Genomic DNA, 15,050 nt, shown 5'->3' with positions numbered 1-15,050 from the left:
GGTCAGGCCAGACTCAGGGAGGGACGGCGACGGCTCGCTGCGGCAGGCGTCCCCGAGCGATATCGAGGATCGCGGAGACCACGCCGCGAACGCGGTCCCAGTCGGCACCTTGCCGTGAAGCGGCCAGGATCAGCAGACGGATGATCAGGTAGCCGCCGCAGGCGTACCAAAACAACAGCCAGTCCCACGACGCGCCGTGGACGAGATCACGAAAAAACAAGTACTTGCCGAGAATGAACCGGCGTCCGGTGGCAAAGGGCGCGTGGCGCATCTTCGGCGATTCAAAATGATAGAGTCTGGACTTTGGGGTCAGCACCAGGCGCCAGCGTCTGCCGACCCGGTAAGAGAAATCCAGGTCCTCGCCGATGGCAACCTCGTGATAACCGGGGGTAAAGCGCAACGTGCTGAAAACCTCGCGGCGGTAGGCGCAGACCCCGCCCGGCAGGAAGTCGACCCGGTAGTCGGTGTCGGGCAAACGGCCGGTGTAGCCGTAATTGACACTGAATCCGGAGCGTAGAACCCTGCCTTCGGTTGTGCCGGAGTTCAGGAACAGCCGATCCAGGATGCGTCGTAGGCGACGGCTCGTGTCCACGGGCTTGTGATTGACGATAACCCCGCCGACCCCGCCGATCCGGCCGGCGGCGTCTTGCTCAAATATACATATAGTGTGCTCAAGATAATCCGGAAAGAGTTCGACATCATCATCGAAAAAGAAGAGCAGGTCACCGGTGGCGATGGCGATGGCCAGATTGCGTGATTCGGTCAAGCCGGGAAGCGCTTTGCGCTCCAGTCGGCAGGCGATGCCGGCCTGCTGTAATTGACTGTGCAACGGCAGTTCGGGCAGGTTGCCGTCGTCAACGACGATCAACTCGTCCGGTCGGCGCGTTTGTGTCAAGATCGAGCGTAGCGCGGTAGTGAGTTCGGCGGGGCGATGAAAGGTTGGTATGACGACGGTGGTGCTGAGCATGGTATGGTTGACTGCTTGCGGCCTCGGGGTTGGATCATCGCTGCGGCCATGACCGCGATCATGGGGCCATGGGTCGCGGTGCCGTACGCCCACTCGCGGCTCAACGATAGTTCGCACCCGGACACTGGATTGGCGACTGCGCGCGTGGATCCCCGGTGGTCGGATGTCTCTTTTGATCGGAGAAGTCCGGATGATAGCCTCAAGACCCGTCGGTTTGCTATGGTGGGCGTTGGTCGGGTTGGTCGTCCTGGCCAGCGCACTCCCGCTGCTGACCGCCTATCCTTTGCTGGCGCTGATTCCGGGTTTGGGAGTGGTTTTCCTGTTGGTCATCGGCCGTCGTCCGGAGTTCGGTCTTTACGCTATTGTCTTCCTGATTCCTTTCGGCAACTTTCGCGATTTGGGCGGTCCGCTGGAGAACATCCGAATCCATTGGCTGCTCGCACTCGTGTTGCTGCTGATCGTGGCCGCTCGACTGTTGTCCGATTCCACCTTTGTGGCGCGTTTTCGCTCCAATCTCTGGCCGTGGTTCTTGTTGTTCCTTGCGGCGAGTTTGTTGTCTACTTTCTTTTCCGATTACCAAGGCAGCGCGGCAGCGGAGGTTGTTCTGACCTTGGTCGCCATCGTTTTTTTTGGACTCACCATCGCGCTCACCGATCAAATCGGCGTCACGCGACACCTGCCGATTGTCATCGCAACGTCCGTCTCACTTGGTTCACTACTGGCGGTAATCGGGTCCGTCTTTCATATTGGTTTGTTTTCGGAAGGTGATACGTTCAGCCGCAGTACCGGTGGTACCGCCGACCCGAATGCGCTTGCGATGCAAATCATTTTCGGTCTGCCCTTCGTGGTCTTTTTTATGACCCACACCCGGCGTCATCTGGTACGGCTTCTGGCATTGGTCATGTTATTCATCAATGTCGGGGCGATGGTGGGGACGTTTTCGCGCAGCGGCGCACTGGTCGTCACGCTGGTCCTGCTGACATTATTTTTTATCAATGCTCGAAAAATACGGCCACGGCAACTGGGTCTGCTGTTCGCCGGGGCGGTTGCCGTGCTGCTGCTCGCGTCGCTGATGCTCCCGCAGTCTTTCTGGCAGCGTCAGGAGACGCTGGTCTCTTCGGGGACGGACCGGTCGCTCAACCGGCGCGGATCTTATTTGATCGTCGCCCGTGACGCGCTCATCGCGCGTCCGCTTCTCGGTTACGGGCCTGGTACTTTTCGTGATCTCTACGAGGTCAGTGATTGGGCTCAGCGTTATGATCGGAAAGGTTCGACGAATCGACGTTTCGCTCACAATACTTACATTGAGGTGTTGGTCGGAACCGGGCTGCTGGGTTTCTTTTTTTTCGCCGGACTCCTGATCACGGCCATGCGCAATCTGCTGCGTACGCGCCGGCTATTTCTCGTTCAGGGTGACGGTTACCATGCCGATGAGGTACTGCATCACCTGGTCGCGTTTGGTTTCTTATTGCTTTACATGGCCATGTTCAGCGACGTGTTCCAGAAGTTCATGTTGCTGTCGATTGGTCTGTCGGCGGTTTGGCTGCGTACCGCGCTGGCGGCCGCCGCGGAGACGACCGTCGATTCGTACGGCGCGGCGGTCTCACCGCGATGACCGCCGCGACGCCCCTGCTATTCGGTTTGTTCTTATTGACGCTGCTGCTGGCTCTGGCTAGCGTGCTGGGCCTGCCGTTGCTGTTGCGCCTGTTGCCGCCGCGGAAATCAAGCGTGAACCGACCCCTTGGCGAGCGCCCGCGGGGGTTGTCGTTGATTGTTCCGGTGCATGGATCGGCGCAGCTCCTGACGGCGAAATTCGCATCGCTGCGCGGGTTGGAGTGGCCCGATGGACCGGTGGAGCTGATTCTGTCGCTCGATGGCGCGGTGACGGATCTGCCGTTGTTGCGGCCCGCCGATGCTCCTTATGCAGTGCGCGTGGTCGAAAACCCGCGTCAGGGAAAATATGCGGCCTTGAACGCGGCCGTGGCGATTGCCCGCGGCGACCTTTTGATTTTCTCCGATCTCGATGCGCGGTTGTCGCCAGGGGCGGTTGAGACCATCGCCGCAGCCTTTGTCGATCAAAGCATTGGTGCCGCTTGCGGGCGCGTGCTGGTCGATCGTGCGGATGCCTTGATGCAGGGTCGTTACTGGGAGCACGAGGCGGAGCTCAAGACGCGCGAGGAAGCAGTGTTCGGCTCCATCACCGCCAGTAACGGTACGCTGCTGGCACTGCGTCGCCGACTGTTCGAGCCCATCCCCGCTGGGGTTGTCGACGACCTCTACATCGGCTTGACCGCGGTGATTGCCGGTTATCGGTTTGCTTTCGTGCCCGCCGCGGTTGCGCTGATTGGGCCGCCGGCGGAGACTTTGTCCATGGTGATACGGCGGCAGCGCCGCATTGTTTGCCGTGGACTGACGGCATTGCGGCTGCGCGCTGCCGCGCTTTCTTTGCGTTGCCACGGTCGCTACGCCTTGGCGCTGATGGTACACAAGGTGTTGCGTAGGCTGTTTCCGCTGGCCATCGCGCTTGCTTATCTGCAGCTCGCGCTGCTGAGTGTGGCCGCGCCGTCCGGTCCTTGGTTGATCATGCTGGGAACTGCGACGCTGGCGGTGGTGGGCGCGGTGCTGATGACACTGGCGGTGGGGTTCGACCGTTGCACCCGCGGATTGCCGCGGTGGGTCGGGCTGATCCCCTGGGTCCTTTGTGTCAATGTCGGGATCGTTCTGGGCTGGAAAGATTTTCTGTCCGGGCGCCGGGTAACGCAATGGTGAGAGTCGGCTATATCATGTCGCGGTTTCCGCTGTTGTCGGAAACGTTCGTGCTCGACGAAGTCCTGGAATTCAAACGTCGGGGTTGCCAGGTCACGCTGTTTCCGCTGATCCGTGAAGGGTCGGGTGCACAGCATCCTGAAACCTTGCAGGTGCAGCATGATCTGGTCTACTCGCCGTTCATATCGCGAGCCATCCTGGCGGCCAATTGGCGGATGCTGCGCGCGGCGCCATTGCGGTATGTCCGAACGCTGGTATCGACTTTCGTGCGGGTCGCGCCCAGTCTCAATTTCACGCTGGGCGCCGCGGGCATCTGGTTGAAATCGGTCTATCTGGCGGAAGAGGCGCGGCGGCGTGGCATCGGGCATCTCCATGCGCACTTTTGTACCCATCCAACCCTGGCGGCCTGGATCATTCAGCGACTCGTCGGGATACCCTACAGCTTTACCGCTCATGGCAGCGATCTGCATGTTGACCAGACCATGCTGGCCGAAAAGGTTCGACGGGCGCGGTTCGCGGTGATGATCTCGCGCTATAACCTGGAGTTTGCTGTCGCGCGTATCGGCGAAGCCTTGCGCCCGAAGCTGCTGCTCATCCATTGCGGCATCGATAACACAGCATTTGTCCCGGTGCCGGTGCCGCAGGGTGACCCGCTGCGCATTTTGTGTATCGCTTTATTGCGACCAGTCAAGGGCCATGCGTCATTGTTGCGTGCCTGTCGTCTGTTGACCGAGCGCGGCCTTGCGTGGCATCTGAGCCTGATCGGCGACGGCGCCTTGCGCGGCGAGCTGGAGTCGCTTTGTGATCGTCTTGAGATCAGCGCGCAAGTGGCGTTTCTCGGTCAGCAACCGCGCCCGGTTGTACACGCTCATCTGGGCGCCTGCCAAGTCGTCGCGCTGACCAGTGTCATGGACCGGCAGGGACGGCGGGAAGGTATCCCGGTATCACTGATGGAGGCCTTGGCCATGGCGCGGCCAGTGGTGGCAAGCCGCTTGTCCGGTATCCCCGAACTGATCGAACATGGTCGAACCGGCTTGCTGGCGGAGCCCGGAAACCCGGTCGATATCGCCGATCAGCTGCAGTGGATCAGCCAACATCCGGACGCGGCTCGCGGGCTTGCCCGGCAGGGACGGCAGCGCGTGCGCGAAGCGTTCGATGTGCGAACTAACGCGGCCTGTTTGATCGACGCGATCACCGCCGACGCCTCATCCCGCGCTCCAGTATCGAGCGGATCGACTGGAGCGGACCGCTGAGCAGTGCGATCGGCAGGGGACTCAGCAGGCTCAGAGAGCGCTGTGCCAACCAGTGCAGCAGCAGGAAGACGCCGAGAAACGCGAGAATATGCAGGCCGGTACCGAGCAGACCGGCATCCCGGTACAGATGAGGCAAGAGCCAGATCAACAGACAAGTCAGACCGCTCAATGGCCAGATCCAAATCAGCTGACGGCGCTCGTTGGCCGCGCTTTCCTCAAGCTCCCGGCGCAGCAGCCGCCACAGAGTGAGAAACAACAGCAAGAAGGCGAGCCCACTCGCCGCGGCGACGCCCGCCAACCCCCAACCGAGTTGCAGCATGGCCCAGGCGATCAGGACGTTGGTCAGAACGATCAGCGGCATCACCGCGGCGGCTTGGCTTTGCCGGCCGAAAGCGACGATGGCACTGCGCAAGATCAGGGACAGGGCCAGAAAGTAGACACCGCAGGCGAGTACCTGGGTGGGCACCGCCGCCGGCTGGTAGTCGGGCAGCAGCCAGTCAATGACGAAGGGCGCCGCCAGCGCGACCGGGCCGATCATCAGCGGCATCAGGAAGGCAGCATTCAGGGCGGGCTGCAGCAGATGCCGGCGCAGTAATGTCGGACGCTCGATGTCGGCAAGATCGGCCATCAGTCGGGGCTCCAGGACCTCGCGAGCGGTGCCGGGAATGTTGCGCAGAAAACTGACGATCATCAGTGCGACGCCGTAGTAACCGAGCGCGGTCGTGTCCAGCATGGCCGAGACGACAAAGCGGTCGGTGGTGATGACCAGTATCATTGCCAACTCCATGCTCATGATTGGCCAGCCGCGTCGAATCAAGCCGGCGGTCAGCCTGAGGATCCGCCGCGACCACTTGAGTTCGATGTCGACACGGCGGGCCAGATAGAGCGTGATCGTCAATTCGCTCAGCACCAATGAAATGAAGAGTCCGTAAAGACCCAGTATCGGCAGTAGCAACAGTGTTGTCAGCACGAGGACCGCCGATTCGACATAGGTGGCATGGGCGATGACATCAAAGCGCTGGCTTGCTTTGAGCGCAGCGAAAAATGAATGATGTAATCCCTGTAATACGACCACGGTCGCCATCGCCACCAGGCCGAAGCGCATCGTGTCGTTCCAATTGCCGGTCAACGCGATGGCGGCAAGCGTCGATGCGAGCAGCAAGTCGATCAGTAAGGCCCCAAGGATGCCGCCGCAGACCAGTTCACGGGCCTGTACCAGATCCCCGCGGGCCATGTGCCAGGGATAAAAAATTCGTAACGCCGTCCGGGTGCCGAGGTCGGCGAAGACCGCATATTGCGGGATTAACTTGAGCAGGGTCCAGATGCCGAACAACTCCGGCGATAACAGTCGGGGACGCAGGAAACCGATCGCGGCGCCGACCAGTTGGCTGATGAGTTTGCTCGACAGATAACGCGCGAGTGTGCCGGTGAGGCTATCCACTGCCGTGCTGCCTGGTGACGGGCGGCACGGGCGCGGATGCTGATGCCAGACCGCTGCCCGCTGCCCAGTCGAGGCGCGACTCCTGACCCGGTTCGGTGTCGCGCCAGGCCGCCGGGGCGTTGCTGGCTTCGGTGATCAAGGGGACGGAAAATAACAGCGGCAGACCGGAATATTGCTCCAGATCACGCGGGTTCTTGAAGCTGTGATCGAAGAATTCACGCACGAAACCGAGACTGAAGCCCGTCACCAGACCAGCGAGCAGGCCGACGACCAGGAGCATCGGACGGTTCGGGAACACGGGGAGCCCGGTCGAGTAAGCGCGATTGAGAATGCTGACATAAAAGCGCGACATCGCGGAATCGACCCTGGTGTTGATCTCGGCCTCTTGGCGGCGCTTGAAGAAGGTCGCAAAGGACTGATGCAGCAGCTCGGCCTTACGGTTTAATTGATCAGCTTCGATGCGTTTCAGGTTCAATTCGAGGGTGCGGGCCGCGATCACGCTGATGTGCGTCGTTAAGACGCTTTGTTGCTCGGTGTTCGCGGCGAGGTTTGAGGCGAGGCGATTGCGATAATCCTCAACCTCCTGTCGGAGTTGCTTGAGGCTGGTGAGGATTTGTTTGTCGATGACGGTCACGGCCTGCGCGTTGTCCTCATAATGGCGAGCCGTCTTACCGCGCTCGATCTGAAGATCAACGAGGCGCCCGGCCATCTCGGTGATGGTCTCGTTGTCCAGGAATGAAAAGTGCCTGACGTCCTTTTCAGCCAGCACCTTGTCGAGATACTTGAGATCCTCGCGTAGCGTTGCGGCATCGGCCTCGAGCGTATTCAAACGTTCGCCGAGATGCTGCTTCATAAGCAAATTGTGTTCGATCTCCTTGCTCGGGTCGGGCGTCCCGGCCCCGGCCGCCAGTGTGGTCAGTTGCTGTTCGGTGTCGTCGATCTGCTGCCTGAAGCGGTCGAGTTGGGTGGTAAAAAACTCAATACTGCCCTCGGGGTAGATGATCTGGGAACGTCGCAGGATATACTCGTCGAGGATCGCGTCGAGGATGGCCACAGCTTGATCGGCGTTGTCGCGCTGCAGCGCGATCGTGATGACTCGCGAATCCGGAACCAGATCGGTCTTCAGGTCTTTCTGAATCCGTAGCCAGTCCAAGTGGTCGGCGAAGGTGCGCTGTTCGTCGACCAATCGGCTGACCGCGCCCTGAATGACGGCGGGCGAGCGCAGCAGTTCGAGTTCGGAGCGCAGATCCTCTTCACCGACCTTGAAGGCGCGCACGTCCTCGTTTTCGACCGCATCGGGACTGCGTTGGATTTCGGCGGAGCGCACCAGCACGCTGCCTTGTGCTGAATAGATCGGGGTAGCGAAGAACGCGACCGCGGCGGCCGTCAGGAAAATGATGACGGTGGTGGCGAGGATCAGCGATTGCCGCGCGAAATAGATCAGCAGCAGCTCCCGCAGATAGTTTTCGAATTGCTGACTGCTGTGTTGCAAAAACTTATACCCCGTTACGGGTTGTCGTCGAGGGAGATGCTATCGATGTTGATATTCCAGCCGCGGAACATCAGTGCATCGCGCAACTCGGTGCCGACTTGGGCTGCTTCGTTGAGGAAGGTACGCGGCACAAACACGATGTCATCCGGCATCAGGTAGAACAGCGACCCCCGTCCACCGAGGTCAGCGGAGCGGGTCAGATCAAGCCGGGTGGCGACGATTTCGCGCTCATGGTGACGCCGTGCCACGATGACGGAGCGTAACTCGGCTCCGTCGCTGAAGCTGCCTGCCAGCGCGAGTGCTTGAGCGACCGAGATCGGTTTGGCGATGGTGAAGCCGCCCGGCTCCTTGACCGCTCCGAGCACATAGACCAGCGAGCCGGAGTGCTTCTCGAGAAAGAGATCGACATGCAGTCCGGAGATCATGACCTCGTATTTTTCGTTCAGTTCTTCATTGACGTCGGTGATGCTGCGCCCGGCGACCTGGACCTCGCCAAGCATGGGGAAGACGACGAAGCCGTCGGGATGCACCGTCACCAGCCGGCTCAGACCGCGTGAGGCCGTGTGCAGATCGCGCTTGAGCTCTTTGATCGATGACTGGAACTCGGGGACCTGAACGAAGATCTCCGGGGCGCGCAAGATCCCGGCATAGGCCGCTTTGAGATCTGCCTCGAGTTGCTTGGGTGTCTTGCCGACGACATAGGTCTCGCCGACATAGGGTAAGGTAATCATCCCGTTGGGGCGTACCAACTGTTCTGTATTCAGCTCTGGCGTATAGACGAAGTTGACTGCGACCGTATGGTCGGCAGCGATTTGAAAGCTTTCCTTTTCGATCCAGGTACGAATCTGGAACAGGACGTCGAGAACGTCGCCCGGCGAGATGCGATACTTTGACATCAGATCGAAGTTATTGGACGTCTCGAATGAGAAAGAGCGGCGCCCGACGCTGACCTCTTCGTCGACCGCGATGTCGCGCCGGGTGCCGCAGGCGATGGCGCTCAGCACCAGGACCAACACGGTGAGGATGCGCAACCAGCGTCCGGTTCTGACGCGGACCCGGTTCCGCGGCCAGGCGAGCCGCTCGGAATCGTGCCGCTCAGACATAAAGTCCTTTGGGAATGTAATACCGGCGCTTGTTCATGACGGCGCCGAGCAGATTGGCGTTGCCGTCGCGCAGCCTGTCCTGATAGTTCCTGACGACTTCCCAGCGGGTGCGCTCGCATTCGATGACCAGCACCACACCATCGAACAGGCTGGCGCTTGCGGTCAGGTCGAATTCGCCGAAGCTGCTCGGGCCATCAAGGACGATCAGGTCGTAGCCGGCACTTTCCGTGCCGCTCAGCCATGGCAGTTTGCTGCGCAGACGTCCTGGGTCGTAGCGGCTGGCCCGGCCCGGTCCAGGGCTGCCGAAGGGCATCAGGTCGAGACCCTTTACCGTGGTGGCGCGAATAATGACATCCTCCGCGACACGACCATCGAGAAAATCCGCGAACCCGGGAACGGGATCGCAGCTGAGCAAGTCGGCCAACCGCGGGTTGGCCGGATTGCCGTCGATCAGTAAGACCCGCAGCTCGGATTCCAGTACCGCCGCTCTGGCGATCTGCAGGGCAACGGTCGTCTTGCCTTCGCCCGCGTTGCAGCTGGTGACGATCAGGTTGGTCAGGGTCTGTTTTTGACGCAGTCGAATCAGGCTCGCGGCGACGGCGGCGAGCGGTGCCGAGTCCGCGATCATGAGCGGTGACAGTGACGGGTTCATCAACGCGTCCTAGGATTTCCTAAATCTGTGCGTCGGGCAAGGCGGGTACCGCAATACCCATACTAACCTTTTGTTTGTATGAATTTCTCGCGCCGGGGGCCCCAGGCAATGCGGGGTTCTGAACATCACGACCGGCGTGGGGGGGCGGCGCCACATGCAGCCCGCCTACCAGAGAGCGTATCCGGGCGGGGTTCGGCGTGCAACATGCGAGTCGCTTATCTCGCCCGGGCTGCCGGCTCCCGCCCCGCGGACAGCGGGTCGGGGATCACTCGCCAGCGGATTTCAAACGCCTGATGACCGGTCGCGTTCGCCGCGTGCCCGCACGCGGGTGGGCGCCCGTGCCGATCCGGATGCGCAGTCAGTGATTCGTGTTCATGAGATTCCGCACTTCAGAAAATATTTCTGAAACTTGAATTCATTCAATGGCGTACAGGGCTCCACCTTGAGCACATAACGCCAGCTATCGGCGGCGGCTGCTGGAGTGCGCTTGCTGCGCACTTCGCCTTCGCAGTGTACGATCCGACGTTTTGCCGGCTGCCCTGGCCGATTGCGCGCATAACGTTCCAGACGCAGATGGACGCGGGTCAGGGGCCGGTCGGCATCGCATTGGATGAGGATCGTGTCGCGGTTGAGATTGAGGAGACGGCACGGTATCTCCGGTGCATGTGGCGGTGCGTCGAAGGGCCGCAGGTAGCCGCGCCCATCACGCGACTGGACGCGGTGGAGTGCGCGGCGCTCGTCACCGTGGGGGCGGCCGATCAGGTCGAGGGCACGCCGCCCGCTGATGCGTATCGCCTTGATAGCAAGCAACCAAATCGTGTAAAAAAAGAAGCCGACGTCTTGACTGTTCCGGCAACCGCGGACCTGGTAGAAATGGTCGATCAGTGAGCGTGCACGTTTCGGGCTGCCGTGCGGAGTGAATAGCTGTGCAAAACCGATCAACCCCGGCTTGATCTCAAATCGTGAATCGTAACCCGGAATCTGTCGGCACAGGCGATCGTAGACCTCCGGCCGCTCCGGCCGTGGACCAACGATATTCATGTCTCCTCTGATAACATTGAAGATCTGCGGTAATTCATCGAGTTTGGTGTCGCGGAGAAAGGCGCCGATCGGCGTTTCCAGGTGGTGCCCTTCGTTGAGCAGTGCGGCGCCGATGATCTCTTGGGCACCTGGCCTCAGGGTGCGGAATTTATATATTGAGAATAGTTTTTTGTGCAATCCGAGTCGGGTGCCGGTGTAAAGCACTGGTCCTGAACTGGTGAGCTTGATCAGGATCGGAATCAGAATCAGGAACGGCAGTGCCAACAAGAGCAGGGTCAGGCTGGCGGCAATGTTGAGTACCCCGTGTGCGTTTTCGCCGCTTGGCGACCGGTGCGCGATGACCGACTGCTGGAGAAGGGGGGGTTGAGGTAGGGAGTAATGCATGTGAAACACCCGGGCGCTGAGATCCTGCGATACGATCTTGTTGTGTTAAGTATTCTTAAGTTTTCTTGGGGAATTAGCGTGAACTGGTAAGCGCTTTTGCAATGCGCGAACTTGGGTGTGTGGTGGTCGCGGCGCGGATCAGCAGCGCTCAGTCAACCGAAAAGCACGCGATGTGTCGTATGCGATGGTCAATTCGGCCGCTGGCGTGCTCGGGGCGCTATAGCCTTCGGACGTGATAACCGGACGCAGGGGCGGGTTTCAAACCCGCCCCTACACGAAGGTCTGTCTGGATATCAGGTGCGAACGCTATAACACCCGGGAGTCGGGTGACGCGGCGGTCGGGTGGTACCCGGATCAAGCGCGGAATGGGTTGCGGGTACCAAGCCCGGCAGGGCGGATTTTCCGGCGGAGTGCTCGGCGGGAACCAACAGGATCGGTGGTTCCCGCCTCCAATGTCAGAGCTTGGGCTTGGGTGTGTCCGTGGTCTCCACCGGCAGGATCGGGTAGAGCACCTGCGGCTGCTCACCGGTCAGGGCGGTAAGAAATTGCGCGATCAGCGTGGCCTGGTGTTCTTCCATCTCGGTGCCGAGTTGGGCGTTGGACATGACCGCAACCGCCTGTTCCAGGTCCCAGACCTGACCGGAGTGGAAGTAAGGGGCGGTCAGAGCGATGTTACGTAACGGGGCGGCGCGGAAGACATACTCATCCGAGGCGGTCTTGGTCACCGCAAAGCGACCCTTATCCCCGCGGGGCAGGATGTCGGCCCCCGGTTTCTTGATCAGACCAAAGGGGAAGTAGTCCTGTCCGCCGAAGTTCACACTGCTGTGACAGGCGGTGCAGCCCTTGGTGATGAAGAGGTCCAGCCCTTGCTTCTGCTCCTCGGTCATGGCCTGGTCATTACCCTCGAACCAGGCGTCGAAAGGCGCGGCCGGGGTGACCAGGGTGGCCTCGAAGGCCTCGATGGCGCGGGCCATGTTGTCGAAGGTGACCGGGTCCGCCTCACCGGGGAAGGCCCGGCTGAAGCGTTCCACATACTGCGGCATGCTTTGCAGGGTGACGACCACGGCGTCCGGCTTGTTGGCCATCTCCACGCCGGCTTGCACCGGTCCCTTGGCCTGCTCCTTGAGGTCCGCGGCGCGGCCGTCCCAAAACTGCGCCTTGTTGTAGACCGCGTTCAACACCGTTGGAGCGTTGCGCGGGCCTTTTTGCCAGCCGTGGCCGACCGAGGTGGGCAGATTGTCATCGCCGCCGGTGCCCAGGTTGTGGCAGGTGTTGCAACTGATCAGGCCGCTGGCGGAAATCCGCGGGTCGAAGAACAGCATGGCCCCAAGGTCGATCTTCTCGCGCGTCAGCGGATTGTCCGTCACCTTGCCGGCGCCGTAGGGCAGGGCGGCCAGCCCGGCGGACTTGGCCTGGGCACGCAGGGCAGCGTCATCGGCCAGGGCCACACCGGTGGCGAGGGTGCCGACCAGCGCGGTTGAGCAAGCAACGGCGATCAGGGTGAGTTTCATGGAGACTCCTGGTGTTAGGTACATCGGAACACGTGATGCCTACAACGGCTCGCTAAGGTTAACGACGCGGCAATGACGAGGCTATGACTTTGGTCAGAACTTCTGGCTGATTCTTTTTTCTTGCACCCCGGCAGGGCATGCTGAGTCCAACATGACCCTATCCATCCGCGCCAAGCTGTTCCTGACTCTGCTGCTGGCCTGCCTGCTGGTGGTGGTCGGCACCCATGCCTTCGTGCGCTGGTCCATCGAGCAGGGGCTGATCGAGTTGGCGGATGCGCGCGAGTCGGAGCGGATCAGCACCATTGCTGAGCGGCTCATCGCGGTCTATGCCGAAAGCGGCTCCTGGGGGCCGTTACGCGCGGACAAATCCCGGTGGATCGCGGCCTTACTGGGTCGGGATCCGAAGGATCGGTTGGCGCGCGGTGACCCGCGGCGCGGTCACTTGCCGCCCTGGGTGCGCCGTGTTCTGAACGATGCCGGCGCCTGGCCGCCGACCTGGGCGCTGGCGCGCGGTCTTGAGCGGCCCGCCCCGCTGGAGTTGCGGCTGATGTTGCTGGATGGAGCCGGGGCCGTCGTCTATGGCCAGTCATCCCTGTTACCGGGAACGCGGCGCTATCCGTTGGAGTTGGACGGCCAGTCCATCGGTTCGCTGGCAGCCCTGCCCGGTCCGCCGCTGGCCGAGTTGCCGGATCTCGAGTTTCAGTCCCGCCAAGGCAGCCGGCTGTGGATCATCGCCTTGGCGATGCTATTGATTTCGGCCGTGCTGGCTTATCCGTTGGCGCAGCGGGTGGTGCGGCCGGTACGGCGTATTCAGGAGGCGACCCGCCGCCTCGCTGCCGGGGATTTCAGTGCCCGGGTGAGTGTGCATGGTGGGGATGAGATCGCCCGTCTGGGGCGCGACCTCAACGTCCTGGCCGCTACCCTGGAAGGCAACGAACAGGCGCGCCGCCGCTGGGTGGCCGACATCGCCCATGAACTGCGCACCCCCATCGCCCTGCTGCTGGCCGAACTGGAGGCGCTGCAGGATGGAGTGCGGCCCCTCGACCGGGCCGCGGTGGACGCCCTGCACGCCGACGTGCTGCGCTTGAACCGGTTGGTTGGGGACCTGCACGAGTTGTCGGTGACCGACCTGGGTGCACTGAGCTACCGACTGACCGAGACCGATCTGCGCGAGGTCTTGCAGACGGATCTGGACGCCTTCCGTGCGCGCTTCCAGGCGGCCGGACTCTCCCTGGAACTGCTGGACTGGGCGCCGGCGCCGCTGCTGTTGAGCGCCGATCCGGACCGGCTATCGCAAGCGTTCCGCAATCTGCTCGGCAACAGTCTGCAGTACACCGACCCCGGCGGCGGGCTCGCCGTCACCCTGGACCGCAGCGGCGAGCGGGTGACGCTGGACTTTCAGGACACGGCGCCCGGCTGTCCGCCCGAGTCACTGCCGCGGCTGTGCGACCGGCTCTATCGGGTGGAGGACTCGCGCAGCCGCCATACCGGCGGGGCTGGCTTGGGCCTGGCGATCGTCAAGAATGTCATCGAGGCCCATGGCGGGACCATCAATGCCGCCGCTGCCCCCGCTGGTGGTCTGTGGATTCACATCGAGTTACCCACCTGAGGTCCGTCATGCATCAACCGCAGCGTATCCTGATCGTCGAAGACGAACAGCGCCTGGCCGCCCTGGTGGCCGACTATCTCAAGGCTGCCGGCTATCAGGTCGATCAGCTCCACACCGGTGAGACCGTGCTGGACTGGGTGCGCACGCATCGCCCGGACCTGATCTTGCTGGACCTGATGTTGCCGGGCAAGGACGGGCTGACCCTGTGTCGGGAGATCCGCGCCGAGCCCGGTGAGCCGGGTCGGCTACCCGTCATCATGACCACCGCCCGGGTCGAGGAGATCGATCGGCTGATCGGGCTGGAGCTTGGCGCCGATGACTATGTGTGCAAGCCCTACAGCCCGCGTGAACTGGTGGCGCGGGTCAAGGCCGTGTTGCGGCGCAGTGCCGGGCCGCCGGTGTTCGACGCGCTTGGTGCCGGGACGGCGGACGGCGTGGTCGCTGTCGATCCGTTCACCCTGGACCCGGACGCGCTGCGGGTGCAGGCGCAGGGCCGGGCGATCGAACTCACCGCGGTGGAGTTCGCCCTGTTGGCGACCCTGTACGCGGCTCCCGGACGCATCTTTTCGCGCGAGCGGCTGATGGACCGCATCTACACCGACCGCCGGATCGTCGCGGACCGCACCATCGACAGCCACATCAAGAAACTGCGCCGCCGGCTGGAGGATCTGCTGCCCGGCCGGGAACTGGTGCACTCGGTCTATGGGGTCGGGTACCGGTATGAGGATCGGGGGGAGGAATGAGTAGGGAGTAAAGCGCTCAAATGATGAAATCCGGGCGCCGGAGTGGTTGATTACTCGGCCTTGATCATTAATCCGGCCAGACCCAAGC

12 protein-coding genes are annotated in these 15,050 nt (G+C 61.9%); 5 read left to right on the top strand and 7 right to left on the bottom strand.

The genetic code is table 11. The annotated features are described in order from the left end of the window. Positions 1-13: 13 nt before the first annotated feature. Positions 14-967 (bottom strand): glycosyltransferase family 2 protein, encoded by a 954-nt coding sequence (locus tag QZY03_RS04355; RefSeq protein WP_295578544.1) that lies wholly within the window; start codon positions 965-967, stop codon positions 14-16. A 163-nt stretch (positions 968-1,130) separates the two neighbouring features. On the opposite strand from QZY03_RS04355, the gene QZY03_RS04350 reads away from it, so the two are divergent. The 3 genes from QZY03_RS04350 to QZY03_RS04340 are packed head-to-tail and all read left to right on the top strand — an operon-like array spanning position 1,131 to position 4,986. Then, positions 1,131-2,582, top strand: a complete 1,452-nt coding sequence (locus tag QZY03_RS04350) for an O-antigen ligase (protein ID WP_295578543.1) — start codon at positions 1,131-1,133, stop codon at positions 2,580-2,582. Then, positions 2,579-3,736 carry a glycosyltransferase gene (locus tag QZY03_RS04345; protein WP_295578542.1) on the top strand — a complete coding sequence of 386 codons (1,158 nt, stop codon included), beginning with the start codon at positions 2,579-2,581 and terminating at the stop codon, positions 3,734-3,736. The genes QZY03_RS04350 and QZY03_RS04345 overlap by 4 nt, the downstream gene beginning before the upstream one ends. Before the next feature lie 47 nt (positions 3,737-3,783). Further along, positions 3,784-4,986 carry a glycosyltransferase gene (locus QZY03_RS04340; RefSeq protein ID WP_295578541.1) on the top strand — a complete coding sequence of 401 codons (1,203 nt, stop codon included), beginning with the start codon at positions 3,784-3,786 and terminating at the stop codon, positions 4,984-4,986. Here QZY03_RS04340 and QZY03_RS04335 read toward each other — a convergent pair. From QZY03_RS04335 to QZY03_RS04310, 6 genes are all read right to left on the bottom strand, one after another. Further along, positions 4,925-6,427 (bottom strand): lipopolysaccharide biosynthesis protein, encoded by a 1,503-nt coding sequence (locus QZY03_RS04335; protein ID WP_295578540.1) that lies wholly within the window; start codon positions 6,425-6,427, stop codon positions 4,925-4,927. The two genes, QZY03_RS04340 and QZY03_RS04335, sit on opposite strands and share 62 nt — an antisense overlap. Continuing rightward, on the bottom strand, positions 6,420-7,919 hold the full coding sequence (locus tag QZY03_RS04330) for a Wzz/FepE/Etk N-terminal domain-containing protein (RefSeq protein WP_295578538.1): 1,500 nt from the start codon (positions 7,917-7,919) through the stop codon (positions 6,420-6,422). Before QZY03_RS04330 ends, QZY03_RS04335 begins: the two co-directional genes overlap by 8 nt. Before the next feature lie 14 nt (positions 7,920-7,933). Then, positions 7,934-9,022 (bottom strand): polysaccharide biosynthesis/export family protein, encoded by a 1,089-nt coding sequence (locus tag QZY03_RS04325; protein ID WP_295578537.1) that lies wholly within the window; start codon positions 9,020-9,022, stop codon positions 7,934-7,936. Then, positions 9,015-9,650: a CpsD/CapB family tyrosine-protein kinase gene (locus QZY03_RS04320; protein ID WP_295578536.1), complete on the bottom strand. Its 636-nt coding sequence runs from the start codon at positions 9,648-9,650 to the stop codon at positions 9,015-9,017. Before QZY03_RS04320 ends, QZY03_RS04325 begins: the two co-directional genes overlap by 8 nt. Before the next feature lie 396 nt (positions 9,651-10,046). Continuing rightward, entirely contained in the window at positions 10,047-11,099 is a 1,053-nt protein-coding gene (locus QZY03_RS04315) for a sugar transferase (RefSeq protein ID WP_295578535.1), read from the bottom strand. Positions 11,100-11,554: 455 nt separating this feature from the next. Next, positions 11,555-12,610, bottom strand: coding sequence for a cytochrome-c peroxidase (locus tag QZY03_RS04310; RefSeq protein ID WP_295578534.1), 1,056 nt, complete (start codon positions 12,608-12,610; stop codon positions 11,555-11,557). A gap of 151 nt (positions 12,611-12,761) precedes the next feature. Here QZY03_RS04310 and QZY03_RS04305 point away from each other — a divergent pair, with 151 nt between their 5' ends. Beyond that, complete coding sequence (locus QZY03_RS04305; protein ID WP_295578532.1) at positions 12,762-14,219, top strand: ATP-binding protein; 1,458 nt, start codon at positions 12,762-12,764, stop codon at positions 14,217-14,219. 8 nt (positions 14,220-14,227) lie between these two features. After that, positions 14,228-14,962, top strand: coding sequence for a response regulator (locus QZY03_RS04300; RefSeq protein WP_295578531.1), 735 nt, complete (start codon positions 14,228-14,230; stop codon positions 14,960-14,962). The last annotated feature ends 88 nt before the right edge of the window (positions 14,963-15,050 follow it).

This window comes from uncultured Lamprocystis sp. (assembly GCF_903933125.1).
GTDB lineage: Bacteria > Pseudomonadota > Gammaproteobacteria > Chromatiales > Chromatiaceae > Thiodictyon.
This window is presented reverse-complemented; position numbering and strand designations above follow the sequence as displayed.